This window comes from Gaetbulibacter saemankumensis DSM 17032, assembly GCF_000425645.1.
GTDB lineage: Bacteria > Bacteroidota > Bacteroidia > Flavobacteriales > Flavobacteriaceae > Gaetbulibacter > Gaetbulibacter saemankumensis.
The window spans coordinates 140,449-165,197 of the sequence record NZ_AUDV01000006.1 but is presented as its reverse complement, the minus strand read 5'-3'; the positions used below and the strand labels follow the sequence as shown (position 1 = coordinate 165,197).

The window sequence follows — 24,749 nt, the reverse complement described above, 5'->3', positions numbered from 1 at the left end:
TCCAAAGCAACCATCAATACCACTAAACCTTGGTTCGACTGGATAGGTATAAAGTGTTAATATAATATTAATTAAACTAACTACTGACCTCTTTAATATTATTAATTTGCTGATGTTAAATAAGAATGACCTTAATTAAATAATGATTGGAATATGGGGGAACATTGAACATCAAAATATTGAATAGGTCTTCAAAATTGATGCGTTTGTGGTTAATATTACTATTTTTTTACTGGGCTGTGATTTTTACCACGCTTATTCATTAATTTATCCACCCTTTTTTATTATATAATCTATAACTTTGTATTGGTTGCTTATCAAAGAATTTGGTTTAAATTATAACTAAAAGCGAACTATTAAAAAATGAAAATTGCTAAAAAATACAGGATTAAGTTTATTATCTTCCCTTTAATATTAGGGTTTATTTTGTTCTCATCTTCTTTTGCTAATGCGCAAAAGTATAAAAGAATGATGTACGATAATAGTGTGAACTTTTATGAGGTTGTTAAAGAAGCTGAAAAGTATTTTAACGGCTTGTCAAAAGAGGAAAAATCCGCAAAAGGTTCTGGTTGGAAAGGATATCAAAGGTGGTTATACAATAACGAATTTAAGTACTATCCATCTGGGGACAGAAGTGGTGTCGATCCTTTTTTCATTAGCAAATCATTCAAAAAAAATAAAAAGGAACATTTAGAAGTGTCTCAAAAACTTGCGGCACAAGGTAAAATGTTAAATACTACGGGCTGGGAAGATTTAGGTCCCTACTATGTCGGTCAGGTTACAGGGCATTATGCAGTTGGTTTAGGAAGGGTAGAAACTTTTTATGTAGACCCAAATAACGACCAGCGTATTTATCTGGGGTCTAGAAGTGGTGGTTTCTGGAAAACATTAGATGGCGGTACAACTTGGTCTGGAGGTTCTACCGATTTTCTTGATGCCAGCGGTGTTAATACGATGGCTGTTTCTCCTACAAATCCTGCCAATATTTTAATAAATGTCAATAATTCTCAAAACCAGTTATCTCATGGTATATACAGATCCAATGATTCTGGAGACAATTGGAGTATAACTAATTTTAACCCCTCAAATCTAGGTTGGGGAGGATTGGGATCCGATGGAAGAATATATCAAATACAATACCACCCAACAACACCAAACATGGTTTTTGTGGGAACAAATAAAGGTTTGTTTCGTTCTACTGATGATTTAGCAACATGGACAAAGGTGGCTAATTATTGGGTAACTTCAATTTTATTTCATCCAACCAACCCTGATATTATATATGCCACAAAGCGAACTGATGCGAACAATATACTTGTTTCAACTAATGGAGGTGCCACTTTCTCTCAAAAAGCGTTTACAGGAAATACTTCTGAGAAGCTTCATTTGTCCGTGAGTGCAGATTGCCCAAATTGTGTTTTTCTATCAACCTCAGATGGGATATGGAAATCAATGGATAGCGGTAATACTTTTTCTAAAGTATCTACACCAGGAATTGGTAATTATGGAGGTTTTGTGGTATGTGATACAAACAGTGATGATATATTATTGGGTAGTATAGATACACATATGAGTACCGATGGCGGAATTAATTTTACAAAGCGAACCAATTGGGGTCAGGGCAATGCCAATTATAAAAATAATAGTAAATATGTACATGCCGATAATAGAGTAGCCAAAAGTATTAATGGTGTTTTTTGGATAGGTACAGATGGTTTCTTATGTAAAAGTACAGATAAAGGAATAAACTGGGAGCGTTTTGAAGGGCAAGGTATTAGGGAGAATTACGCTTTAGGTGTTAGTCAATCCAATAGCGACAGAACTATTACGGGTTCTCAAGATAATGGGACAAGTATTAAAACAGAAACCGGCTGGGTTGAGTTTTATGGCGGTGATGGTATGGAAGGCATTATTCATCCATTGAATGATGACTGGATGATAGGTAGCTATCAAGAAGGAGGTAGAAGAAAAACGCAGGATGGAGGAATTACTCAAAGTAATGCTACACCTGCTGGTCAAACCGGAGCATGGGTTGCGCCCTTAGCATACGACCCTAATAACCATATGAGAGTTTATCATTTTGGAAGTAATGTTTACAGAAGTGAAGATTTTGGCAGTACTTGGACAAATGTTGGTGCGCCTAATTTTACAGGAGTTATATGGAACGCTGCAATTGCTCAAAATAATTCACAAATCATGGTTGTAACAAAAGGTGTAAATATTGAAAAATCTACCGATGGCGGCGCTACCTTTAATAGTATAAGAAGTAATTTACCTAATTATCAAATTACAGATGTTGCTTTTGATCCTAATGATGATAACGTTATTGTGGTTACCTACGGTCGTTATCATGATGATAATGCCAAAGTGTATATAACTACTAATCAAGGAGTATCATGGTCTAATATAACATACAATCTTAATAACATGCCAATTCGATCTGTAGTGATAGACCATACAGATGCGTCTAATATATATTTGGGCGCAGAGATTGGTGTTTACAAAAAAGCCATGGCAGATAATACTTGGACGTTATATAATCCAGGACTTCCAAATACTTCTATCAATGAGTTAGAAATAGTTTATGGCTCAAATACATTAAGAGGTGTCTCTTGGGGCCGTGGGATGTGGCAACATCCTTTAGATGGAAGAGCAAGTTATCCAGCAATAGTTGAAACACAAATTACGCAACAACCAACGGAAAATTTACCAATAGTTGATGTCGATCAGTATGTTACATCTACAATTACATATAATGGCACTTTAACAAACGTATATGTTGCTTGGTCAAAAGATAATCCAACCTTTGAGAATACCATTCCAATGTCTAATATATCTGGAGATGTTTGGGAATCCAACACCCCTATACCTAACTACCCAGAAGGGACAAAAGTTTATTTTAAAGTTTATGCAGAAGGGGCTAATAGCGATATTAGTGAGACCTATAAATTTATGTACACTGTTAAACCTCTTTCATATTGCTCTGCTTCAGGAACCAGTGGTACAGGTGGTGATTATATAAATAGGGTTCAATTGGGCAATTTTGAAAATGGCTCAGGGCAAAGTCTGTATAGCAATTATGATAACTTAGGTCCAATTGCCATAGAAACAGGTCAACAATATACTTTAGAAATTGAATTGGCAGCTGTTTTCAGTCCAGATAAAGCGGGTGCTTGGATAGACTTTAATAGAGATGGCGATTTCGATGATCCTAATGAAGCTATAAGTATGTCTGCGTATAGTAATAGGGTATCAACAGGAACTTTTACGGTTCCAGCTTCCGCACTAACCGATATACCTCTGAAGCTTCGCACAAGAAACACGTATAATGCATCAGTACTGCCCTGTGGTAATGCTTTTGGAGAGGTTGAAGATTATCTGGTTACAGTGAGTTCCCCTTTAAGTATTGACGATACAAAAATTTTAGACAATATTGTATACCCTAATCCCGTTTCCCAAACCTTATATATAGAGTATTCTTCGGTAAACAATGAACCCGTGGAAGCATTTCTATATAGCGCTACTGGGCAATTAGTTAGAAAAGGTAAATTAGGGCAATATAAATATGGAAGTAAAAGTTTTGATGTTAGCAGTTTACTTGATGGCTTGTATTTTTTAAGAATGAAAAATAGCCAGGGATTATTCCTTAAAACAAAGCGTGTTATAATTAAAAATTAGCAAGTTTATTTGTTTCCTTATTCAGATTAATCAATATTGAATTGCTTTTTTTGAATTAAAAAAGGGATAACTAAATTTTAGTTATCCCTTTTTTGTTTAATTATGTTAGCTTGCTTTTTTTTGTTTATTAAGTCTATATTTTAAGGCTCCAGACGGACATTTTTTAATTTGTTCAATAACAGCTAAAGTTTCTGCTGCTTCTAAGTCAATCCAGGGAATAATCGAAATTCTGAAAACATCTGATAATTCTTTGGCACATCGGTCGGCATGGATACAAACACAAGGCTCATATGTTACTGTAATCTCTTGATTACTAAATTGGTTTTTTAGTGTTTCCATAGCGCTTCATATTTGGGGTTATGATTATTGCTAATAGATAATTAAGTTAAACATGCTGTTTATTTCTTAATTATCTACTATAAATTTTATGAATATTTTATTTAATACCAAATATAACCGATAATTTGTTAAAATTCCGAGGTGAAATGGAATTTGATACTTGGATAGGTCTGCTGGGTCATTTGTAAAGAAAATGCAGAATCGGCTAAAAATACCAATTGATCTTGTTTGTCTTTGGCTAAATAACGTTGCTTTACACGTAAGAACTCTTTGTATTCGTCATTCTTAGGATCTGCAGGTTCTACCCAACATGCCTTATGTACATTTAAATTTTCATAGGTACATTTTGCACCATACTCATGCTCTAAACGGTATTGAATAACTTCATATTGAAGTGCACCAACAGTACCAATAACTTTACGGCCATTAAGTTCTAAAGTAAATAATTGAGCTACTCCTTCATCCATTAATTGGTCGATACCTTTGTATAATTGTTTCGATTTTAATGGATCGGCGTTGTTGATATATCTAAAGTGTTCTGGAGAGAAACTAGGTATCCCTTTATAGTTTATATTTTCTCCTTCCGTAAGGGTGTCACCAATTTTAAAGTTACCTGTATCATGGAGCCCCACAATATCACCAGGATATGATACATCTACAATTTCCTTTTTCTCTGCGAAGAAAGCATTCGGACTAGAAAATTTTAATTTTTTATTATTTCTAACATGTAAATAAGGTTTATTTCTTTCAAATTTACCTGAAACTATTTTAATGAAGGCCAGACGGTCACGGTGATTAGGATCCATATTCGCGTGGATTTTGAAAACAAATCCAGTGAATTTATCTTCGTTTGGCTCTACCAAACGTTCTTCACTTTGTTTAGGACGTGGTTTAGGAGCTATTTCAATAAAGCAATCTAACAATTCACGTACACCAAAATTGTTTAACGCTGAACCAAAAAATACGGGTTGTAAATTTCCATCTAAATAGGCCTGTTTGTCAAATTCAGGGTAAATACCTTCTACAAGTTCTAGTTCGTCACGAAGTTGCTGGGCATATTTGTCACCTATTAATGTATTTAATTCTGGTGACTGTAAATCTGAAATTTCAATGGTTTCTTCAATGTTTTTTCTGCTATCACCACTAAATAGATTGATATTTTTTTCCCAGATGTTATAGATACCTTTGAAATCGTAACCCATACCTATTGGGAAACTTAAAGGAGATACTTTAAGACCAAGTTTTTGTTCAACTTCATCTAATAAATCGAAAGCATCTTTTCCTTCACGATCCAGTTTGTTGATGAACACAATCATAGGAATGTTACGCATTCTACAAACTTCAACTAACTTTTCCGTTTGTTCCTCCACCCCTTTTGCAACATCAATTACAACAATAACACTATCTACAGCAGTCAAAGTCCTGAAAGTATCCTCAGCAAAGTCTTTATGTCCTGGTGTGTCAAGAATGTTAATTTTAGTGTCGTTATATTCAAAAGCTAATACAGAAGTTGCTACCGAAATACCACGCTGACGTTCTATTTCCATAAAGTCACTCGTAGCACCTTTCTTAATTTTATTACTTTTTACAGCTCCAGCCTCTTGAATAGCACCTCCAAATAAAAGTAATTTTTCTGTTAAGGTTGTTTTACCAGCATCCGGGTGGGATATAATTCCGAACGTACGTCTTCTGTTTATTTCTTTTATAAAGCTCATAATTAATGTTACAAATGGGCTGCAAAGATACTATTATTAAAATATAATTTAATAAATCTTAACTAGGCATTTCTAGCCCATATATAGATGTTTTATAGCTATATTAAGAAGTTCTCATTTTATAAAAGAAGTTTTCAAAGATTAGCACAGCTCATTCTATTTTGTATTTTTGTTTTACTATGAAAGAAGAACAAGTAATTATTGTAAATGAGCAGGATGAGCCTATAGGAACTATGCCAAAAATGGAAGCTCATGAAAAGGCAGTCCTACATCGGGCTTTTTCGGTGTTTGTTTTTAACAAGAATAACGAATTAATGTTGCAGCAAAGAGCAGCACATAAATATCACACGCCTAATTTATGGACTAATACGTGTTGTAGTCATCAACGAGTTGGGGAATCTAATATTGAAGCCGGTAAACGTCGATTACAGGAAGAAATGGGGTTTGTAACAGACTTGGAAGAATCTATTTCTTTTATTTATAAAGCACCTTTCGAAAATGGTTTAACGGAGCATGAATACGACCATGTATTAATTGGGTATTTTGATGGCGAACCCAATATTAATCCAGATGAAGTAGGTGATTGGAAGTGGATGTCTTTAAATGCAGTTAAACAGGATATAAAGGATCATCCGGAATTATACACTGCCTGGTTTAAAATAATATTTGATAAATTCTACGAGCATATTAATATATTGGAGAAATGAGAGTAACGGTTAGTAGACGCGCACATTTCAATGCAGCACATCGATTGTATCGTAAAGATTGGTCTTTCGAAAAGAATGATGCTGTATTCGGAAAGTGTAATAACCCTCATTTTCATGGTCATAATTATGAACTCGTAGTAAGTGTTACAGGTGAAATTGATCCTGAAACAGGATTTGTAATCGACATGAAAATTCTCAAAGACATCATAAAAGAAGAGGTTGAAGACGCTTTCGATCACAAAAATTTAAATGTTGAAGTTGAAGCATTTAAAAACTTAAATCCAACAGCTGAGAACATTGCTGTAATAATTTATAATAAAATAAAACCACGACTTGAGGCTACTTTAGATTTAGATATTACACTCTATGAAACGCCTCGTAACTTTGTGTCCTATTCAGGAAAATAGCCTATGACGAATGCACTATACCCTTTAAAATTCACGCCCATTTTGAAAGATAAAATATGGGGTGGACAGAAATTAAAAACTATTTTAAACAAGGAAAGCAGCTTGCCAAATATTGGTGAAAGTTGGGAGATAAGTGATGTGGATGGAGACACCTCGATTGTTTGTAATGGGGAATTAAAAGGGCAATCATTAAAGGAATTGTTGAATGCCTATAAATCAGATTTAATAGGTAATAAGAATTATAAGGTCTTTCAAAATAAATTCCCTTTACTTATTAAGTTTATCGATGCTAAAGAAGATTTGTCAATTCAGTTACACCCTAATGATGAGTTAGCAGCTAAAAGGCACAATTCCTTCGGAAAGACGGAAATGTGGTATGTCTTTCAAGCCGATGAAGATTCTAATTTAATAGTTGGCTTTAATCAGGATATGACACCAGAAAAATATTTAGAACATCTTGAAAATAAAACGCTCACTAAAATTTTAAACTTTGATAAAGTTAAAACAGGTGACACCTATTTTATTGAGGTTGGCCGGGTTCATGCTATAGGAGCTGGTGTGATGGTTGCCGAAATTCAACAAACCAGTGATATAACCTACCGCGTATACGATTGGGATAGGGTAGACGATGAAGGCAATGAACGTGAATTGCACAACGACTTGGCAATTGATGCCATCGATTTTAATATGCCAGACAACTTTCGTATTTCTTATGCCAGAACACCAAATCAATCTAACCAGATGGTTAGCTGTCCTTATTTTACAACGAGTTATCTAGTCGTAAATACCTTGTTGCGAAAAGAAAATAATCACGATTCTTTTCTTATTTACATGTGCGTTGATGGTCAGGCAACTATTGTTGCTAATGGATTCAAAGAAAGAGTAAAAAAGGGAGAAACCATATTGATTCCGGCATCCATTAAGGAATACGAGATAAACTCTGATAATGCTACACTATTAGAAGTTTATGTTTAAAAGATAAAATCCCAAGTTATTGACTTGGGATTTTTAGTTAGCAAGCAGTTTTACTTTCTTCAATCTCTAATGATTCTGCTGGGAAGAGAAAAAATGCACTACAAATCATTTCTTGATGATTTAAGGTGTTTTTTTGTTTAGTAACAATAATATTTACTAAATAACCATTGGTGTTTTGTTTTACCAATTGAGCTTGAATAGTAAGTTTATCGTTAATAAATGCATTTTTATGCATTTTAAATTTGTAATCAGTAAAGTTTGGAATGTCCTGTGCATAAAAGCCTTTAACAGGAATTGACGCAATATGTTTTACTTCATTATAAAGTGTGCTTGGTAATAAAAATCCGTTAGCGTTACTTGTTTCTTTCGTTACTTTAAAAGGTGCGTTCGTATGTATTGGAGTACTCATAATATTTAAATTTTAAGGGTATAACAATAGGGGTGTGAGTCTGTAATTATTCGATGCATTTTGCGTATAACGAATGGCACATAAAAACTGAATCATTTTTTTGACTTTTTGAATAATGGTTTTCATAATTTTAATTTTTAGGGTTAAACAGATGTAAAAAAAAAGGTGCTTTTAAAAAAGCACCTTTTGGTTATATATAAATATTCAATTTATTTTAACTTGAGATGCACACGCGAGAATGTTTTTTTAAACATAGCAATAGCGACCAACTTCCACTGTTGTGAAATTCGGGTTGAATAGTGTTTATATGACATACATAATGTGCTCATCGATGTAAATTTAAGAATTAATTTTTAATTATAATTTAATAAAATAAAAATACCTGATTTTATTTAGGATTAATGTAATTTTGTAGCAAATAAATTTATTTAATTATGGCAAATGTAAGAGACCTAAAGAAAGACATTAATTATGTTTTAGGCGATATTATTGAAGCAGTTTATGTGTGGGAATTCGCAAACACAGATAAGGATACTAAGAAGAGTGAAGCAATTATAGATGAAGCTATCGCAACCTTTGATGAATTAATTGTAAAGGTTAATGAAAAAAATGTTGATAATGCAAAGGCACACTTTAAGTCTATAAATCAAGAACTTGAATCTAAGGGAAGGGCATTGATTGAAAAAATTAATAATTTAAGTTAATTTTTTTTTGATTAAAGGCTTGCAAATATAATTATACGTGTTATATTTGCACCCGCAATCGCCGATGTAGCTCAGCTGGCTAGAGCAGCTGATTTGTAATCAGCAGGTCGTGGGTTCGAGTCCCTCCATCGGCTCTTCAAAAGCAAAAAAAAAGACCTTCAATTTGAAGGTCTTTTTTTATACTTATATTTTAAGTGTTTTATTATTCTGATTTTTTTATATCCTCAATATAGGCTTGAAGTTTTTGACCGTATTTTGAGTTTTTTACATTATCTGTAAGCGAGTTGTTAATGGTGTCTAATAAATTAATTTTAGCATTGTATATTTCGGTTAAAGCTAAATAAGGAGCCACTTCACTGTCTTTATTGTTTAAAGCAAAATTTACCGTGAAAAGGTACTTTCTTTTTAAGAGACTCTTATATTGTGCTTGAATACTATCAACTTTAGAACTGTTATTATCCTTTTTAGCTTCAAACTCTGCTTTTATAAGATCTAAATTTTGATGATTAAATCGTGTCATCATTTTTTTGTATTGTGCCAATAGCTCTTGTTGCTTAGAACCGTTAATCTTGGCATCTCCTGTGAAGTTTTTAATCGATGTAGTAATCTCAGTAACTCCTTTGTCAGCAAAGAAAGCGATTCGTTCCGATTCACTAGAATTTTTATCTAAATCTAAAAAGAATATTTCTGGTGATTCAATAGGGCTATATAATTCTATTTGTGGATTTCCACTAACAACAACCGAATCAATAGTAATTAACGAGGTATCCTGCATTTTTTTTAGATATACGATACCTTTTTGTAATCCGGAAATATTTGTCTTTACGGTTAAATCGTGTTCTGTTTTGCTACAGGATATAATTAATAGGGTAAGGGTTAGAATTGATAATTTTTTCATGTATTGTAAATTGGTTTTAGGCTGACAAATATCTTATAATAATCTTTTAAAAGCTAACACCAAATTATAAATAATTTCATATTGAATATTTGGTTTTGGCACGGTAGTTGTGTGTAGTTATGAGATTACATTCTTAAAATTTAGTTTATAGAGTAGTTACCTTAAACTTTAGAAGTAATTCATATTTTTGGTTGGTTAGTTAGTTAAAAAGCATCCGCTATGGATGCTTTTTTTATTAGGTGTATTTATTTTTAAGTTTAGAGATGTTAAAATTGTAATTATTAATCTCAATTAAAAAGAAATTTAGTGATAATGTCACGAGTTTTTAGTGATTTTACACTTGTTTTTTGTCGATTAAAACATGTGTTTTAACCTAAAATGTTAAAAAAAGATGTATTTCATCGAATTATAGTGTTTTTTGTCGTTATGTATTGTTTAATAAATATATATTTGTGGTGTACTAAATAACATACTTTTTAGTTCAATGGATTAATTAATTAATATTTGCATTATGGCGTTGGTATAGAGACCCTAAATCTACATCATAATATAAAAAGCAAATGAAAGAAAGCCGAGTTTGAGGGAACTCGGTTTTTTTTATGCCTTGTTTTTTGCTTACTGTTTATTTTAGTTATTTTCGTTTTTTATAATAATTAACATGGGTCTTCTTTTTCGAATCTTTGTATTTTTTTTTATATCAAAATGTGTTGCTCAGTTGCCAGATAAATTTGTCTATGCAACTGAAGTTATTCCTAATTTAGATGTTGAATTAAGATATTATTCTACTGATAATTTCGTGGGCACATCTATAGAAGGCTATAATGCTAACCGGCTTATTTTGACTTATGAGGCGGCGGTAGCTTTAAAAAGAGTACAGGAAGAGTTAAAAAAGGAAAATTTATGTCTACGCGTATATGATGGTTACAGACCCCAGCGTGCTGTAAATCATTTTATTGACTGGGCTAAAGATTTAAATGATACTATTAATAAAGCTGTTTTTTACCCAGAATTAGGTAAGGAGTTTTTGTTCCAAGAAGAATATATTGCAACACGTTCCGGACATAGTAAAGGTAGTACAGTAGATTTAACTATAATCGATGGTAATACAGGTGAACCATTAGATATGGGGAGCTCCTTCGATTATTTTGGGGAAATATCAGGTATCTATTTCAATAATCTTACCAGTGCCCAAAAGCAAAATAGAAAAAAGCTTTTGAATATAATGCGTAAGCATGGCTTTAGAAATTATCCTAAAGAATGGTGGCATTATACTTTAAGACATGAGCCATTCCCAAGTACTTATTTCGATTTTCCTATTGAATAATGACTAATCTTACTCTGAAAATATTAGGGTTTAGAATTTCTTAATACCAACGCTTCTTTTTCTTTTTAGACCCTTCACTTTTGCGTCCCTTTTTGTGTTTGCTTCCTTGTTTCTTAGATTTATGAACTTCGGGTTTAGCTTTTGGGTTTAGAGGGTAGGGGTGATCTTCAATAACATCCAATTGTAATTGTATAAGTTGTTGGATAGTTTGTATGTATGACTTTTCATCGGCAGAGCATAGGGAATAGGCCGTTCCTGATTTACCAGCTCTTGCAGTTCTACCTATACGGTGCACATAGGTTTCTGGCACATTGGGTAAGTCAAAGTTTATCACAGCATCTAGTTCGTTTATATCAATACCGCGTGCAGCCACATCTGTGGCTATTAAAATATTTACATAACCGTTTTTAAATTTATTTAGAGCCTCTTGTCTTAATAGCTGGCTCTTATCTCCATGGATACTATCTGCTTTATAACCGTTTTTTATTAAAGTTTCTTCAAGTTTATTAACCCCAAATTTTGTGCGTCTGAAAATTAGAATACTCCCTTTAATTGTGTTTCTTAATAAATGTAAACAAAGTTCGATTTTGTTTCGTTTAGGCACATAATATAAGACTTGATTGATGTTTTTCGCTGTGGAAGAATTTTGTGAAACTTCAATACGCTCAGGATCTTTTAAAATACTGTTGGCAAGTTGTTCTACCTTATAAGGGATGGTTGCAGAAAACAGCAAGGTCTGTTTTTCGCGTGTACACAGGCGTTCAATTTTCTTAACATCATCAATAAATCCCATATCTAACATGAGATCGGCCTCATCTAAAACCAAGGTTTCTACATAATCTAAATTTACTATGTCCTGTTTATGCAAATCGAGTAAGCGACCTGGTGTGGCAATTAATATATCAACGCCTTTATTTAAAATGTCTTTTTGAGGTTCAATAGAAATACCTCCAAAAATAACCGCAGTTCTTAAATTAGTATATGTGCTGTAGGTTTTAAAGTTCTCACTTATTTGTAAAGCAAGTTCACGTGTGGGACTTATAATTAAGGCTTTAATTTTTTTGCCTTTTTTGGGAGCGTCCTGATAGTCGAAAAGTTGTTGCAATATAGGTAAGGCAAAAGAGGCTGTTTTGCCTGTTCCTGTTTGTGCCGATACAATGACATCTTTTTTATTTAGTATATGTGGAATAGTTTTTTCCTGTACTAAAGTTGGGTTGTCGTAACCAGCTTCGGCTACTGCTCTTAAAATTGGTTTATTTAATTGTAAGTCTTTAAATGACATATATGAAATTTATGCCACAAAGATAAGTATATTTTAAACGAGGATTTTTTTTATTTTAATGGCGTTCCATGTGTCGTCTACGGTAAATAGCTTAGTGGGTTTTAAGCGGTAATCGCCTAAGAAATCCCAATCGAATTCAATATGCAATTTTGATATTTCACTTATTGTTGTCACGTTGGGGTAGAATACCCAAATAACAGAGTTGTCTAGTAATCTAGGAAACAAGGTAAGCATTTGGTTTACAAAGTCTTCTTTAGTTTCTACAAATACAATGGCGCATTCTACACATGAGGTGGTAACTAAAGATTCCGAATAATCAGTTTCATCAAAAATTTTCGTAAAAGATTCCGGTTTATTTAAAATATAAACGTCTTTAAAATTTTTAAGTTTTAATTTACTCGGTAGTGTTCGCATAATCTAAATATACAAAAAAAATAAAAATGAAAAATGGGAATTTTAATAAAGCTTTTTATAAATATCGTTCTAAACTTTTTCGTTTTTTTAAAGGTAATGCTTCATTGTTAATTATTTTAGCAATTAGATGTTTGTTTTTAATTTCAGCATATAATAATTTGAAAAAATCTGCAATACTAATGCTGGATTCCGCTGATTTTATTAGGGTAAATGTGTCTCCTGTTTTTACGCTTCCGGGTTCTAGAACCTTCACATAAGTTCCAGGTTTACTGTGATTGATAAATTGTTGCAACACCTCCTGGGATTCAAATTTTATACCTAGTTTATAACAGGGTTCTCTAGGTTGTGTTATTTGTACTAAAGTCTCACCTAATTTATAGATATCTCCAATATGAATTTGAGTTTCATCCATATGGTCGATAGTAATATTTTCACCAAACATGCCATTGTTCCAGTCTAAGTTAGGGTAAAGGTTTCGCCAGTATTCGTAATTCGATTTTGAAAATAAGTAACATGCCTTAAATTCACCACCATGAACTTTTTTATCAGACACTTCATCATGTTTAACGGCATTCTTATCTAAGTAGATGCCATTTATGTCTGGGGTTTTATATATGCCCGTGGTAAGTTTTTTGTTATTCCAGATTATGGTTTTGGGTTGGCTAATATTGGTTGATACAACTTTCATGTTAACTTTTTATTAGACAGACTAAGTTAACATTAAATAGTGTTGAAAGCTATTATGTAGGAGTATTTATATAAGTAGGAAGTTAACCTCTTACTCCATAAAAAGTAAGAGGTTTTTTATTTGATATTATTGGATTGAAATTAAATTTATATCAAAAATAAGAACGGAACCACCCGGAATGCTATGAAAATCGTAATTGCCATAAGCTAAGTGGGCAGGAATGAATAATTTACCGGAACTACCTTCGTTAAAATAAGTAAATCCTTCTTGCCATCCTTCAATAACATTATTTAAGTAGAATGTTATATCTGATGTGCTTTCGTCAAAAACAGTGTCATCTAAAAAATACCCTTTATAAGTTACTGTAATGCGATCTGTTGATATTGGATATTCACCAGTTCCTGGAGTTTCAACAACATAATAGAGTCCAGACTCCGTTTTTTCGGCTTCAATGTTGTTTTCTGTCAGGTAGTTTTGAATAGCGATATCATTCTCTGTTTTAAAATTCACGTATACCAATTCAACGTCGAAAATCAACACGGAACCAGCTGGGATGTTATTATGTTGACTGCTGCCATAAGCTAAATGCGCTGGGATAATTAATTTGCCATGACCTCCTTCATTAAATTTTGCCATGCCCTCAGCAAAACCAGAGATAACATATTGCAGGATAAAAGAGGCACCTTCTTCAGAACTTTCATCAAAGACTTCTCCATTAGTGAAGTACCCTTTGTAAATTACTTTTACACGATCGGTTCCAATGGGTTTTTCTCCGGTACCTTGTTCGTTTATCACATAATAAAGACCTGAAGTTGTTCTTTGAGCGTTTAAATTGTTTTCAGCAATATATGCTTGAATTTCTTTTTCATTTTGTTCCGTGTAATCGACATATTCATCTTTACTACAAGAGGTAGCCAGAATTAGTGTTAATACAAATAAAATGTGTTTCATAGTTTCAGTTTTTTTGAACAAAAATAACATCTTAAACAGTAAATTTTAATTTTATGAATAAAAAAACCACTCTAATTATTAGAGTGGTTTTTACATTGTAAAGTATGCCGAATGGTTCAGCGCAAATATGCTTTATTTAATCATAGTATAACTACGCTTAATGAAGTTTGTTAACTCTTCACCTTTTAAAAGACCTTGAGATAAACGTGCTAAATCTAAGCTTTGATTAATTAAACGTTCTTGCTCTGCTTTATCACCTTTATTTAAAATGTCACTTACCAATTCAGAATTGGTGTTAACCACTAAATTGTACATTTCTGGCATATTACCAAACATGTTCATGCCTCCACCACCGGTAGCTTGCATTTCTTTCATACGACGCATAAATTCAGGCTGTGTAATAATGAATGGAGAGGCATCACTATCCATAGCTTCAAGTTGAACCATGAATTTTTCAGAAGGAATAACTTCTTTTAATAATTCATCTAATGCTTTCTTCTGATCTTCATCTAACCTGGAAACTGCGTTTTCTTCTTTTTTGATTAGGTTGTCGATATGATCTCCATCAACACGAGCAAAAGAAATATTCTCTTTGGTAGTTTCTAATTTTTGAATTAAATGAGAAACGATTGGAGAGTCTAATAACAACACTTCATAATTCTTAGCCTTTGCAGCTTCAATATAGCTGTGTTGCGCATCAGTATCGGAAGCGTATAGAATTACAAGTTTACCATCCTTATCGGTTTGATTGGCTTTAATTTTATTGTAAAGCTCGTCGTAAGTGTAATAGGTACCATCAACCGTTGGGTAAAGAGCGAAAGCGTCAGCTTTTTCGAAGAATTTTTCTTCAGAAAGCATACCATATTCGATAACCACTTTGATGTCGTTCCATTTAGCCTCAAAATCTTCACGGTTGTTGTTGAATAACGATTTTAATTTATCGGCTACCTTTCTAGTAATATAAGACGATATTTTCTTAACAGCACCATCAGCCTGTAGGTAAGAACGAGATACATTCAATGGAATATCTGGTGAATCGATAACACCACGTAACATCGTTAAGAACTCAGGTACGATACCTTCAACGTTATCGGTTACGAATACCTGGTTTTGGTATAGTTGAATTCTATCTTTCTGAATATTCATATCCTGTCCTAGTTTCGGGAAGTATAAAATACCGGTTAGGTTGAAAGGATAATCTACATTTAAATGAATGTGGAATAACGGATCTTCGAACTGCATTGGATACAATTCACGATAGAAATTCTTGTAATCTTCATCTTCTAAATCACTCGGTTGTTTCGTCCAAGCCGGATTTGGATTGTTGATGATGTTGTCAACTGTGATTTTTCGTTGAGGCTCTTTAGTTTCTTTACCGTCTTTGTCGGTAATGGTTGCAGGTTCGTGCTCAGGGTCGTTAATTTCCTTAGTTCCAAATTTAATTGGAATAGGCATAAACTTGTTATACTTAGTAAGTAAAGCACTTATGCGAGATTCTTCTAAAAATTCTGTCGAATCTTCGGCAATATGAAGGATGATCTCTGTTCCTCTATCTTCTTTAGTGCCTTCTTCTAAAGTAAATTCTGGAGACCCGTCACAAGTCCAGTGTGCTGCTGGAGCTCCTGTATGCGATTTCGTGATGATTTCAACTTTTTCAGCAACCATAAATGCAGAGTAGAACCCTAGACCAAAATGTCCAATGATTCCTGAATCTTTTGCAGAGTCTTTGTATTTGTCTAAAAATTCTTCTGCTCCGGAAAAAGCTACTTGGTTAATGTACTTCTCAACTTCTTCGGCAGTCATACCGATTCCTTGATCGATGATGTGAAGTTTTTTTCCTTCTTTGTCTATTTTAACTTCAATTTTTGGATCGCCATATTCGGATTTAGACTCACCAATGCTTGTTAAGTGTTTTAGTTTTAAAGTGGCATCTGTACCATTACTGATAAGTTCACGTAAAAAGATTTCGTGATCGCTGTATAAGAATTTTTTAATGAGAGGGAAGATGTTTTCTACCGATACATTAATGTTTCCTTTTGTCATGATATATTGTTTTATTATGTTTATAATTATATGGTTTCAGGGTATTCAACAAAAATGCCAACTCCAAAAAAGTGACAAACTGACATTGATAACTGTAAAAGCTTCAGAATTCTAATGTGTGAATTTGAAATTTAATTTAGATATCGTACTTTGTATTGCACAACTAAATTAAACCTTATGTACAATTCTAGAATTATTGGTCTTGGTAAATATCTACCGGATCGTATTGTAACGAATGCAGATTTATCAACAATGATGGATACTAACGATGCTTGGATTCAGGAACGTACAGGGATTCAAGAGCGACGTTGGGTGAAAGAAGATTCTAGCGACACTACAGCATCGATGGGAGTTGAAGCTGCTAAAATAGCTATCGAACGGTCTGGGATTAATAAAGATGATATTGATTTTATCATATTTGCTACATTAAGTCCCGATATGTATTTTCCGGGACCCGGGGTGCAGGTGCAACATGCTTTAGGTATAAAAACCGTGGGAGCTTTAGATGTTAGAAATCAGTGCTCAGGTTTTGTCTATGCACTGTCTGTCGCAGATAATTTTATTAAAACTGGTATGTATAAAAACATATTGGTTATTGGCAGTGAGTTGCATTCTAAAGGACTCGATAGAACAACTCGTGGTCGTGGTGTATCGGTTATTTTTGGAGATGGAGCAGGAGCAGCAGTCTTAACTCGCGAAGAAAATAATTCTAAAGGTATTTTATCTACACATCTACATTCAGAAGGAGAACATGCCAAAGAATTAGTATTGTTGGCTCCAGGTATGGGGACTCGGTGGGTTAATGATATATTAAAAGACAACGATCCTAATGATGAAAGTTATTTCCCATATATGAATGGGCAATTTGTGTTTAAAAATGCCGTTGTTAGATTTAGTGAGGTTATTATGGAAGGTCTTGTGAAAAACGGATTGGAGGTAAGTGATATAGATATGTTAATACCACACCAAGCAAATTTGAGAATCGCTCAATTTATTCAGAAGAAATTTAAGCTTAAAGATCAACAGGTGTTTAATAATATTCAGAAATATGGTAACACGACAGCTGCATCAATTCCTATAGCCTTAACGGAAGCCTGGGAAGAAGGCAAAATTAAGACGGGAGATCTTTTGGTTCTTGCAGCTTTTGGGAGTGGATTTACTTGGGGAAGCGTGGTTATAAGATGGTAGTTATTTAATACAAAAACCCCGAAATAAATTTCAGGGTTTTTCAGCTATTAATCAACTTCAACTAACACTTACTTCGTGAAGAATCATACTTATTATACGAGCGGAACTCAAAATTTAGTGTCGCTCATTATATATTTAACTTACTTTAACATAATTAACAAAAAACTCGGAGCCATAAACACCGAGTTTTTATGCTTATACAAATCTTTTGTGCGAAATTTTAAAATGTGAAGATGACTAACTCTAAATAATTATTTTTCGACTACGATTGTATATTGTATAGAACGTATAAAATAAATGGGTATTGTGTTAAAAATGAAGTTTTTTAAAATTTTAACATTTTGATACTTAAGTAAGTAGGTTGGTGTTGGTCGAAAATGTTTTTATAGTGTGAAATTTGAAAAAAATAATAAAATATGAATAAAAAGACATTGGTTCTAGGGGCATCATTGAGGCCTAATCGATATTCTAATTTTGCTATACAACAATTGTTGGCAAATCAAGTTGAGGTGGTTGCAATTGGAAATCGTTCGGGAGAAGTTGCTGGTATTATAATTGAAACCAAGCCAATTAAATTTAAAGATATTCATACGGTAACATTGTATTTAAATGCTAAAAACCAATTAGAATACTACGATTATATTTTATCCTTAAATCCATCCCGTGTTATATTTAATCCAGGGACAGAGAATCCGGAACTCCACCAACTATTAAACGCTAACAACATATATTTTGAGTCGGCCTGTACTTTAGTGCTGCTTTCTACGAATCAATACTAACCCTAAAAAGGTAAGTAGTCCGTTAATTAAAAGGATTTCAAAACCTATTTGATAACCATTTAAAATTTCAGCAGAATATTCATTAATTATGTAGGAAAGAATTGGAGCGGTTATACCAATAATCCAAACATATTTATCTTTTAATTCATTTTTAGTAAAAATTCCAAAAGCAAATAATCCAAGTAGCGGTCCATACGTGTATCCAGCAGCTTTAAATAATTCCCAAATAACAGAGACATCTTTAAAAATAGAATCGAAAAGGATAATTACAATAACCAGTAATATACTTATAAATATATGAGCTCGTTTTCGAACTTTTTTTTGTGCGGTTTTAGGCTTTTTATCAAGTTCAATTATATCGATACAGAATGAAGTAGTGAGCGATGTTAATGCAGAATCAGCACTGGAATAGGCAGCGGCTATTAAGCCTAATAGAAAAAATGATGAGGTTAGCATGCCTATTTCGGGCAGCATAGCTATTGCTGGAAATAAATCATCTTTCCTTGCGGTAATACCATTTTTAATGGCGTATTGTGTTAAAAGTAGCCCTAGTATGAGGAATAAAATATTCACGAAAATTAAGACAATACTAAAGGAAATCATATTTTTCTGGGCTTCCTTTAGATTTTTACAGGTTAGGTTTTTTTGCATCATGTCCTGGTCTAATCCTGTCATGGTAATAGTGATAAACATACCGGAAAGAAAACTTTTCACAAAGTATTGAGGATCATTTATATTGTCTAAAAAGAACAGTTTGCTCATGCTGCTGTCCTTCACATTTTGATAAATTTCCGATAAGCTATTGAGGTCTAGAGCTGATGCTAGAAAAGAAATAGTTACAACTACAGAAATCAGCATAAATGCCGTTTGTAGCGTATCGGTAAATATGATGGTTTTAATACCTCCTTTAAATGTGTATAGCCATATTAAGGCAATGGTAATAATAACAGTTATTGAGAATGGAATGTCGAACTGATTAAAAACTAAAAGTTGTAACACTTTGGCAACTAAAAATAACCTGAAGGCGGCTCCTACCGTTCTGGATATTAAAAAAGCAACAGACCCTGTTTTGTAGCTTGTATTACCAAAACGATCCCTTAAATAGGTGTAAATAGAGGTTAAATTGAGCTTGTAATAAATAGGAAGTAAAATGTAAGCTATGACTAGATAACCAAAAAAATATCCGAATACTACTTGCATGTAACCAAACTGCTTGGTTTCTACTGCACCGGGAACTGAAATAAAAGTTACTCCAGAAAGTGAAGCTCCAATCATACCGAAAGCAACCAGATACCAGGGAGCTGATTTATTAGCCTTAAAAAAGGCATCGTTACTATCTTCTTTTCCTGTGAAATAAGAAATTAATATTAAAACGGTAAAATAGGCTACAATGAGCAGAATGATCTGAGTGGCAGACATAGATATTTATTTGACTTGGCCAAAATACAAAATAAGTGTTCCGATTGAAAGTTATATTTAATTCATTAAGCAATGGATAAATTAATTTAAAAAATATAAATTCGCACCATGGAATTTTCATCAAAATTACTTGAGCGTGCAGTAAATGAAATGTCTCAGCTTCCAGGTATAGGAAAGCGGACTGCCTTGCGATTGGTATTACATATGCTTAAACAACCAAAGGAGCAAACATCTGCTTTAACAACGGCTTTGTTGAATATGCGTAACGATTTAAAATTCTGTAAATCATGTCATAATATCAGTGATATGGATTTGTGTGAAATATGTTCAAATCCAAATCGTGATGAAAATACTATTTGTGTAGTTGAAGACATTCGTGATGTTATGGCTATTGAAAGTACAAGTTCTTTTAAAGGATTGTACCATGTGTTGGGAGGGAAGATTTCACCAATGGATGGTGTGGGGCCTCATGAATTAAATATTACCTCGCTGATAGAAAAAGTTAAAGATGGTAAAATAAAAGAGCTCATTTTTGCGTTAAGTTCAACTATGGAAGGTGATACGACTAACTTTTATATTTATAAACAAATTCAGGGATTTAATATCATAACCTCTACTATTGCTCGTGGAATTTCGGTGGGTGATGAATTAGAGTATGCAGATGAAATAACTTTAGGGCGAAGTATTTTGAATCGCGTGCCTTTTGAAAATTCTTTGAAAAATAATTGATAGTTAGAAAAAAACCGGTCAATTCTAAATAACTAATAAAACAAACTGCCAACTCCCTTTTGAAACTCTCAATAATAATTTTAAATTATAATGTTCGATATTTTTTAGAACTCTGTCTAAATAGTGTTGTTGAAGCAACCAAAAATATAGAGGCCGAAATTATAGTGGTCGATAATCATTCCACCGATGCTAGTTGCGCTATGGTGAAATCGGTTTTTCCTCAAGTTATTCTCATAGAAAACCAGGATAATTATGGATTTTCCAAAGGGAATAACATTGGAGTTGCTAAGGCAAAAGGCGAATATATTTGTATTTTAAATCCGGATACGGTAGTAGCCGAGGATACTTTTGTTAAATTATTGCAATTTGCTGAATCTAAAGAAAATCTGGGTGCTATAGGCTGTAAATTAGTGAATGGTTCAGGTGAATTTTTACCTGAAAGCAAGCGAAATATTCCTTATGTGAAGGTTGCATTAAAGAAGATATTAGGTAACTCTGAAGATTATTATGCAGATCACCTGAAACCATCGGATATTGGGAAAGTTGAAATCTTAGTAGGGGCATTCATGTTTATGAAACAAGAGGTGTATAACGAAGTTGGTGGTTTCGACGAAGATTATTTTATGTATGGGGAAGATATTGATTTGTCTTACAGTTTAATTAATGCTGGGTACACTAATTATTATAATGGAGAAATCTCTGTTATCCATTATAAAGGAGAGAGTTCCTTGCGCGATAAAAATTATGCAAAACGTTTTTTTCAAGCTATGCAGATTTTTTATAAAAAGCATTTTAAACGAAATTTCATATTTGATTTTGTGGTTTGGATAGGTATTAAATTAGCCTATACTTTTAATCGAATTCCGAGGAAAAAAAGGAAGCAGAAAGAATTAAAGAATTATATTTTCATTTCAGATGAAATGAAAGATAATTTAAAAGAGGCTTTAGTGAAACCAGTTGTGCTAAGTTCTAAATTTGAAAATTTACAAAAAGGTGACGAAGTTATTTTTGATGCTAATTCAGTTGCATACAAAGATGTTATAGCCTATATGCAAAGTCAACCTTCTGAAGCACGATTAACTTATAAAATCCTTCCAAAAGGTGCGTCGTTTATTATAGGAAGTGAGAATGGAATGACCTGCGGAGAAATTATTGAATTAACTTAGTTTTATTGAAAATAATATAAAAAAATAAATGTTTTTTAAGTAATTTTGCAACGTAAAATTAAAATGTAAGTATTACTTTATAGATATGGCAAAGTTTGAACTTAAATTACCCAAAATGGGAGAAAGTGTTGCGGAAGCAACAATTACATCTTGGTTAAAAGAAGTTGGAGATACAATAGAATTGGATGAAGCAGTTTTGGAAATTGCGACAGACAAAGTCGATAGTGAGGTGCCGAGTGAAGTAGATGGTGTACTGGTAGAGAAGTTTTTTGAAGTTGATGAAGTTGTGCAGGTAGGACAAGTTTTAGCAATTATTGAAACCGAAGGAGAAGATACAAAGGTAGAAGTAACGACCGAACAAAATGATGATGATGAATCGGAAGAATTAGTTCAGGAAGTTGTTGAAAGCATTGATAAAGTAATAGAATCTATCGCACCAGTCGTATCTACAGACAACCGTTTTTATTCGCCTTTGGTTAAAAATATAGCCAAAGAGGAAGGCGTGTCTCAAGATGAATTAGATGCTATTTCTGGTACAGGAAAAGATGGTCGAGTTACCAAAAATGATATATTAGAATATATAAGTAATCGCGGGAAACAAGGGAAACCACAAAAAGTGGTTGTAAATAAAGCTGAAGAGACAAAAGCAGAACCCAATAAGCCAGCATCACAGCCTGCTCCTGTAATAGCAAGTGGAGAAGATGAAATAATTGAAATGACTCGTATGGGTAAAATTATTTCTCATCACATGATGGAATCTGTGAATACTTCTGCTCACGTACAGAGTTTTATTGAGGCCGATGTAACTAATATATGGAACTGGAGAAAAAAGGTGAAAGATGGTTTTGCGAAGCGTGAAGGTGAAAATTTAACGTTCACTCCAATATTTATGGAGGCTATTGCAAAGGCTTTACGAGATTACCCGATGATGAATATTTCTCTTCAGGGTGATACTATTATTAAGAAGAAAAATATCAATTTAGGTATGGCTGCGGCCTTACCAGACGGAAATTTAATAGTGCCTGTTATTAAAAACGCCGATCAGTTAAATTTGGTTGGTATGACTAAGCAGGTTAACGATCTGGCAACTCGAGCTAGAACTGGAAAGTTAAAACCAGACGATACTCAAGGGGGAACTTACACCGTAACTAATGTTGGTACTTTTGGAAGTATTATGGGAACACCAATCATCAATCAACCGCAAGTGGGTATTTTGGCTTTGGGAGCTATTAGAAAGACTCCTTCTGTAATAGAAACACCAGATGGCGATTTCATTGGAATTCGATATAAAATGTACTTATCACATTCATACGATCATCGAGTAGTTAACGGTGCTTTAGGTGGTATGTTTGTGAAGGCTGTAAAGGATTATTTAGAAGCATGGGACGTTAACAGAGAGATTTAAAATGATTATTCAATCAATATAATTTAAACCAACCTAGAAAAGGGTTGGTTTATGTTTTTAATACATAAGCTATTTAGTATATTTAGCACCTTTTTGAAACTTAAAATTATGCAACTTAATTTAGCAAAACCTATTTGTTTTTTCGATTTAGAAACCACAGGGGTAAATATTACAAAAGATAGAATTGTAGAAATAGCCATTCTTAAAGTGTTTCCAAACGGAAAAGAAGAAAATAAAACATGGCTAGTAAATCCAACTATTCCAATACCAAAAGAAGTTACAGCTATTCACGGGATTTCGGATGACGATGTTGCCGATAAACCAACTTTCAAAGAAATTGCTAAAGACGTTTATAATTTAATTAAGGATTCCGATCTGGGTGGTTTTAATTCCAATAGATTTGATATTCCTCTATTGGCAGAAGAAATGCTACGTGCTGAAGTAGATTTCGATATGAAAAATAGATTGGCGGTAGATGTTCAAACTATATTTCACAAAATGGAGCAAAGAACTTTAAGCGCGGCCTATAAATTTTATTGTGAAAAGAATTTAGATGATGCACATAGTGCCGAAGCCGATACCTTAGCAACCTACGAAGTGCTTAAAGCTCAAATAGCCAAGTACGACGATTTAGAAAATGACACCAGGTTTTTAGCTGAGTTTAGTTCCAGAAAGCAGTTTGCCGATTTTGCAGGTTTTATAGCCTATAATAAAAAAGGAGAAGAATGTTTTTCGTTCGGTAAGCACAAAGGGAAATTAGTGACCGAAGTTTTAGAACAAGAACCCGGTTATTTTGGTTGGTTATTAAATGCCGATTTTCCACTTTACACTAAAAAAGTGCTTACAGCAATTAAATTAAGAAGCCTGAATAATAAATTGGGTTAGGTTCTAATCTTTTCGAAATATAATTTTTAAGCATGAAAATAATTTGCATTGGTAGAAATTATACCGAACATATTGCCGAACTGGAAAATGAAAAGCCTACAGATCCGGTAGTTTTCTTAAAACCGGATACTTCTATTTTAATTAAGAAGCAACCATTTTTTATTCCTGATTTCTCGGAAGATGTTCATTATGAGGTAGAGTTGTTAGTGAAAATTAATAGATTAGGGAAATACATCGATAAGAAATTTGCCCATAAATATTATAATGAAATAGGTCTTGGCATTGATTTTACAGCGCGTGATTTACAAAGCAAACTAAAGGCTAAAGGACTACCCTGGGAAAAAGCCAAAGCGTTCGACGGATCGGCAGTAATTGGTCAATGGTTGCCAGTTTCAGAATTTAATGATGTAAATAACATTGAATTTTCCTTAAAAAAGAATGAAAAAATTGTACAATTAGGAAATACAAGCCACATGCTTTGGAAAATTGATGAACTTATAGAATATGTCTCAAAATATTTTACATTAAAGATAGGAGATATTATATTTACCGGAACTCCCTCTGGAGTCGGTAAAGTTGCAGTAAATGATAAACTAAAAGGATTTATTGGAGACAAAGAAATGTTTTCGATAACTGTTAAATAA

At 33.2% G+C, this 24,749-nt stretch carries 23 protein-coding genes and 1 tRNA gene; 14 read left to right on the top strand and 10 right to left on the bottom strand.

The window, feature by feature from the left end; all coding sequences use genetic code 11:
• Positions 1 to 363: 363 nt before the first annotated feature.
• The gene (locus H611_RS0103025; protein ID WP_027136956.1) at positions 364 to 3,678 is read left to right on the top strand and encodes a VPS10 domain-containing protein; all 3,315 of its coding nucleotides are present in this window, start codon (positions 364 to 366) and stop codon (positions 3,676 to 3,678) included.
• A gap of 105 nt (positions 3,679 to 3,783) precedes the next feature.
• Here H611_RS0103025 and H611_RS0103020 read toward each other — a convergent pair whose 3' ends face one another.
• Both H611_RS0103020 and H611_RS0103015 read right to left on the bottom strand, forming a co-directional pair.
• A complete protein-coding gene (locus tag H611_RS0103020; protein WP_027136955.1) occupies positions 3,784 to 4,017 on the bottom strand; it encodes a (4Fe-4S)-binding protein in 234 nt (77 codons plus the stop codon).
• Between the two features lie 128 nt (positions 4,018 to 4,145).
• Positions 4,146 to 5,732, bottom strand: a complete 1,587-nt coding sequence (locus tag H611_RS0103015; protein ID WP_027136954.1) for a peptide chain release factor 3 — start codon at positions 5,730 to 5,732, stop codon at positions 4,146 to 4,148.
• A gap of 179 nt (positions 5,733 to 5,911) precedes the next feature.
• On the opposite strand from H611_RS0103015, the gene idi reads away from it, so the two are divergent.
• The 3 genes from idi to H611_RS0103000 are packed head-to-tail and all read left to right on the top strand — an operon-like array spanning position 5,912 to position 7,821.
• Entirely contained in the window at positions 5,912 to 6,439 is a 528-nt protein-coding gene (gene idi, locus H611_RS0103010) for an isopentenyl-diphosphate Delta-isomerase (protein ID WP_027136953.1), read from the top strand.
• Positions 6,436 to 6,846 carry a 6-pyruvoyl trahydropterin synthase family protein gene (locus H611_RS0103005; RefSeq protein ID WP_027136952.1) on the top strand — a complete coding sequence of 137 codons (411 nt, stop codon included), beginning with the start codon at positions 6,436 to 6,438 and terminating at the stop codon, positions 6,844 to 6,846. The genes idi and H611_RS0103005 overlap by 4 nt, the downstream gene beginning before the upstream one ends.
• Positions 6,847 to 6,849: 3 nt before the next feature.
• The gene (locus tag H611_RS0103000; RefSeq protein ID WP_027136951.1) at positions 6,850 to 7,821 is read left to right on the top strand and encodes a type I phosphomannose isomerase catalytic subunit; all 972 of its coding nucleotides are present in this window, start codon (positions 6,850 to 6,852) and stop codon (positions 7,819 to 7,821) included.
• Between the two features lie 37 nt (positions 7,822 to 7,858).
• Here H611_RS0103000 and H611_RS0102995 read toward each other — a convergent pair whose 3' ends face one another.
• A complete protein-coding gene (locus tag H611_RS0102995; protein ID WP_027136950.1) occupies positions 7,859 to 8,230 on the bottom strand; it encodes a hypothetical protein in 372 nt (123 codons plus the stop codon).
• A 434-nt stretch (positions 8,231 to 8,664) separates the two neighbouring features.
• Between H611_RS0102995 and H611_RS0102990 the strand changes: the two genes are divergently transcribed.
• Positions 8,665 to 8,934, top strand: a complete 270-nt coding sequence (locus H611_RS0102990) for a hypothetical protein (RefSeq protein WP_027136949.1) — start codon at positions 8,665 to 8,667, stop codon at positions 8,932 to 8,934.
• Between the two features lie 60 nt (positions 8,935 to 8,994).
• A tRNA-Thr gene (locus H611_RS0102985) sits at positions 8,995 to 9,068 on the top strand.
• A 68-nt stretch (positions 9,069 to 9,136) separates the two neighbouring features.
• Here H611_RS0102985 and H611_RS0102980 read toward each other — a convergent pair.
• Complete coding sequence (locus H611_RS0102980; RefSeq protein ID WP_027136948.1) at positions 9,137 to 9,832, bottom strand: DUF4369 domain-containing protein; 696 nt, start codon at positions 9,830 to 9,832, stop codon at positions 9,137 to 9,139.
• Between the two features lie 715 nt (positions 9,833 to 10,547).
• Between H611_RS0102980 and H611_RS0102975 the strand changes: the two genes are divergently transcribed.
• A complete protein-coding gene (locus tag H611_RS0102975; RefSeq protein WP_245574760.1) occupies positions 10,548 to 11,156 on the top strand; it encodes a M15 family metallopeptidase in 609 nt (202 codons plus the stop codon).
• 40 nt (positions 11,157 to 11,196) lie between these two features.
• On the opposite strand, the gene H611_RS0102970 is transcribed toward H611_RS0102975, so the two are convergent.
• From H611_RS0102970 to htpG, 5 genes are all read right to left on the bottom strand, one after another.
• The gene (locus tag H611_RS0102970; RefSeq protein WP_027136946.1) at positions 11,197 to 12,438 is read right to left on the bottom strand and encodes a DEAD/DEAH box helicase; all 1,242 of its coding nucleotides are present in this window, start codon (positions 12,436 to 12,438) and stop codon (positions 11,197 to 11,199) included.
• 33 nt (positions 12,439 to 12,471) lie between these two features.
• Positions 12,472 to 12,852: a hypothetical protein gene (locus H611_RS14445; RefSeq protein WP_051238703.1), complete on the bottom strand. Its 381-nt coding sequence runs from the start codon at positions 12,850 to 12,852 to the stop codon at positions 12,472 to 12,474.
• Positions 12,853 to 12,907: 55 nt separating this feature from the next.
• Positions 12,908 to 13,540 (bottom strand): MOSC domain-containing protein, encoded by a 633-nt coding sequence (locus H611_RS0102960; RefSeq protein ID WP_027136945.1) that lies wholly within the window; start codon positions 13,538 to 13,540, stop codon positions 12,908 to 12,910.
• Between the two features lie 126 nt (positions 13,541 to 13,666).
• A complete protein-coding gene (locus H611_RS14980) occupies positions 13,667 to 14,491 on the bottom strand; it encodes an FKBP-type peptidyl-prolyl cis-trans isomerase (RefSeq protein ID WP_169515976.1) in 825 nt (274 codons plus the stop codon).
• Between the two features lie 132 nt (positions 14,492 to 14,623).
• Complete coding sequence (gene htpG, locus H611_RS0102950) at positions 14,624 to 16,534, bottom strand: molecular chaperone HtpG (RefSeq protein ID WP_027136944.1); 1,911 nt, start codon at positions 16,532 to 16,534, stop codon at positions 14,624 to 14,626.
• A 177-nt stretch (positions 16,535 to 16,711) separates the two neighbouring features.
• Here htpG and H611_RS0102945 point away from each other — a divergent pair, with 177 nt between their 5' ends.
• On the top strand, positions 16,712 to 17,722 hold the full coding sequence (locus H611_RS0102945; RefSeq protein WP_027136943.1) for a 3-oxoacyl-ACP synthase III family protein: 1,011 nt from the start codon (positions 16,712 to 16,714) through the stop codon (positions 17,720 to 17,722).
• A 416-nt stretch (positions 17,723 to 18,138) separates the two neighbouring features.
• The gene (locus H611_RS0102940) at positions 18,139 to 18,501 is read left to right on the top strand and encodes a CoA-binding protein (RefSeq protein WP_027136942.1); all 363 of its coding nucleotides are present in this window, start codon (positions 18,139 to 18,141) and stop codon (positions 18,499 to 18,501) included.
• Here H611_RS0102940 and H611_RS0102935 read toward each other — a convergent pair.
• Complete coding sequence (locus H611_RS0102935; RefSeq protein WP_027136941.1) at positions 18,472 to 19,920, bottom strand: sodium:solute symporter; 1,449 nt, start codon at positions 19,918 to 19,920, stop codon at positions 18,472 to 18,474. The genes H611_RS0102940 and H611_RS0102935 overlap by 30 nt on opposite strands.
• 108 nt (positions 19,921 to 20,028) lie before the next feature.
• On the opposite strand from H611_RS0102935, the gene recR reads away from it, so the two are divergent.
• The 5 genes from recR to H611_RS0102910 all read left to right on the top strand — a co-directional run bounded on the left by recR (position 20,029) and on the right by H611_RS0102910 (position 24,749).
• Complete coding sequence (gene recR / locus H611_RS0102930) at positions 20,029 to 20,649, top strand: recombination mediator RecR (RefSeq protein ID WP_027136940.1); 621 nt, start codon at positions 20,029 to 20,031, stop codon at positions 20,647 to 20,649.
• A 59-nt stretch (positions 20,650 to 20,708) separates the two neighbouring features.
• Complete coding sequence (locus tag H611_RS0102925) at positions 20,709 to 21,815, top strand: glycosyltransferase family 2 protein (protein ID WP_027136939.1); 1,107 nt, start codon at positions 20,709 to 20,711, stop codon at positions 21,813 to 21,815.
• Positions 21,816 to 21,900: 85 nt separating this feature from the next.
• Entirely contained in the window at positions 21,901 to 23,220 is a 1,320-nt protein-coding gene (locus H611_RS0102920) for a dihydrolipoamide acetyltransferase family protein (RefSeq protein ID WP_027136938.1), read from the top strand.
• Between the two features lie 108 nt (positions 23,221 to 23,328).
• Positions 23,329 to 24,105 carry a 3'-5' exonuclease gene (locus tag H611_RS0102915; RefSeq protein ID WP_027136937.1) on the top strand — a complete coding sequence of 259 codons (777 nt, stop codon included), beginning with the start codon at positions 23,329 to 23,331 and terminating at the stop codon, positions 24,103 to 24,105.
• Between the two features lie 32 nt (positions 24,106 to 24,137).
• Positions 24,138 to 24,749: a fumarylacetoacetate hydrolase family protein gene (locus H611_RS0102910; RefSeq protein ID WP_027136936.1), complete on the top strand. Its 612-nt coding sequence runs from the start codon at positions 24,138 to 24,140 to the stop codon at positions 24,747 to 24,749.

Coding starts and splice junctions, on each gene's coding strand:
- H611_RS0103025 (WP_027136956.1), top strand. CDS start 364: ATGAAAATTGCTAAAAAATACAGGATTAAGTTTATTATCTTCCCTTTA.
- H611_RS0103020 (WP_027136955.1), bottom strand. CDS start 4,017: ATGGAAACACTAAAAAACCAATTTAGTAATCAAGAGATTACAGTAACA.
- H611_RS0103015 (WP_027136954.1), bottom strand. CDS start 5,732: ATGAGCTTTATAAAAGAAATAAACAGAAGACGTACGTTCGGAATTATA.
- idi (WP_027136953.1), top strand. CDS start 5,912: ATGAAAGAAGAACAAGTAATTATTGTAAATGAGCAGGATGAGCCTATA.
- H611_RS0103005 (WP_027136952.1), top strand. CDS start 6,436: ATGAGAGTAACGGTTAGTAGACGCGCACATTTCAATGCAGCACATCGA.
- H611_RS0103000 (WP_027136951.1), top strand. CDS start 6,850: ATGACGAATGCACTATACCCTTTAAAATTCACGCCCATTTTGAAAGAT.
- H611_RS0102995 (WP_027136950.1), bottom strand. CDS start 8,230: ATGAGTACTCCAATACATACGAACGCACCTTTTAAAGTAACGAAAGAA.
- H611_RS0102990 (WP_027136949.1), top strand. CDS start 8,665: ATGGCAAATGTAAGAGACCTAAAGAAAGACATTAATTATGTTTTAGGC.
- H611_RS0102980 (WP_027136948.1), bottom strand. CDS start 9,832: ATGAAAAAATTATCAATTCTAACCCTTACCCTATTAATTATATCCTGT.
- H611_RS0102970 (WP_027136946.1), bottom strand. CDS start 12,438: ATGTCATTTAAAGACTTACAATTAAATAAACCAATTTTAAGAGCAGTA.
- H611_RS14445 (WP_051238703.1), bottom strand. CDS start 12,852: ATGCGAACACTACCGAGTAAATTAAAACTTAAAAATTTTAAAGACGTT.
- H611_RS0102960 (WP_027136945.1), bottom strand. CDS start 13,540: ATGAAAGTTGTATCAACCAATATTAGCCAACCCAAAACCATAATCTGG.
- H611_RS14980 (WP_169515976.1), bottom strand. CDS start 14,491: ATGAAACACATTTTATTTGTATTAACACTAATTCTGGCTACCTCTTGT.
- htpG (WP_027136944.1), bottom strand. CDS start 16,534: ATGACAAAAGGAAACATTAATGTATCGGTAGAAAACATCTTCCCTCTC.
- H611_RS0102945 (WP_027136943.1), top strand. CDS start 16,712: ATGTACAATTCTAGAATTATTGGTCTTGGTAAATATCTACCGGATCGT.
- H611_RS0102940 (WP_027136942.1), top strand. CDS start 18,139: ATGAATAAAAAGACATTGGTTCTAGGGGCATCATTGAGGCCTAATCGA.
- H611_RS0102935 (WP_027136941.1), bottom strand. CDS start 19,920: ATGTCTGCCACTCAGATCATTCTGCTCATTGTAGCCTATTTTACCGTT.
- recR (WP_027136940.1), top strand. CDS start 20,029: ATGGAATTTTCATCAAAATTACTTGAGCGTGCAGTAAATGAAATGTCT.
- H611_RS0102920 (WP_027136938.1), top strand. CDS start 21,901: ATGGCAAAGTTTGAACTTAAATTACCCAAAATGGGAGAAAGTGTTGCG.
- H611_RS0102915 (WP_027136937.1), top strand. CDS start 23,329: ATGCAACTTAATTTAGCAAAACCTATTTGTTTTTTCGATTTAGAAACC.
- H611_RS0102910 (WP_027136936.1), top strand. CDS start 24,138: ATGAAAATAATTTGCATTGGTAGAAATTATACCGAACATATTGCCGAA.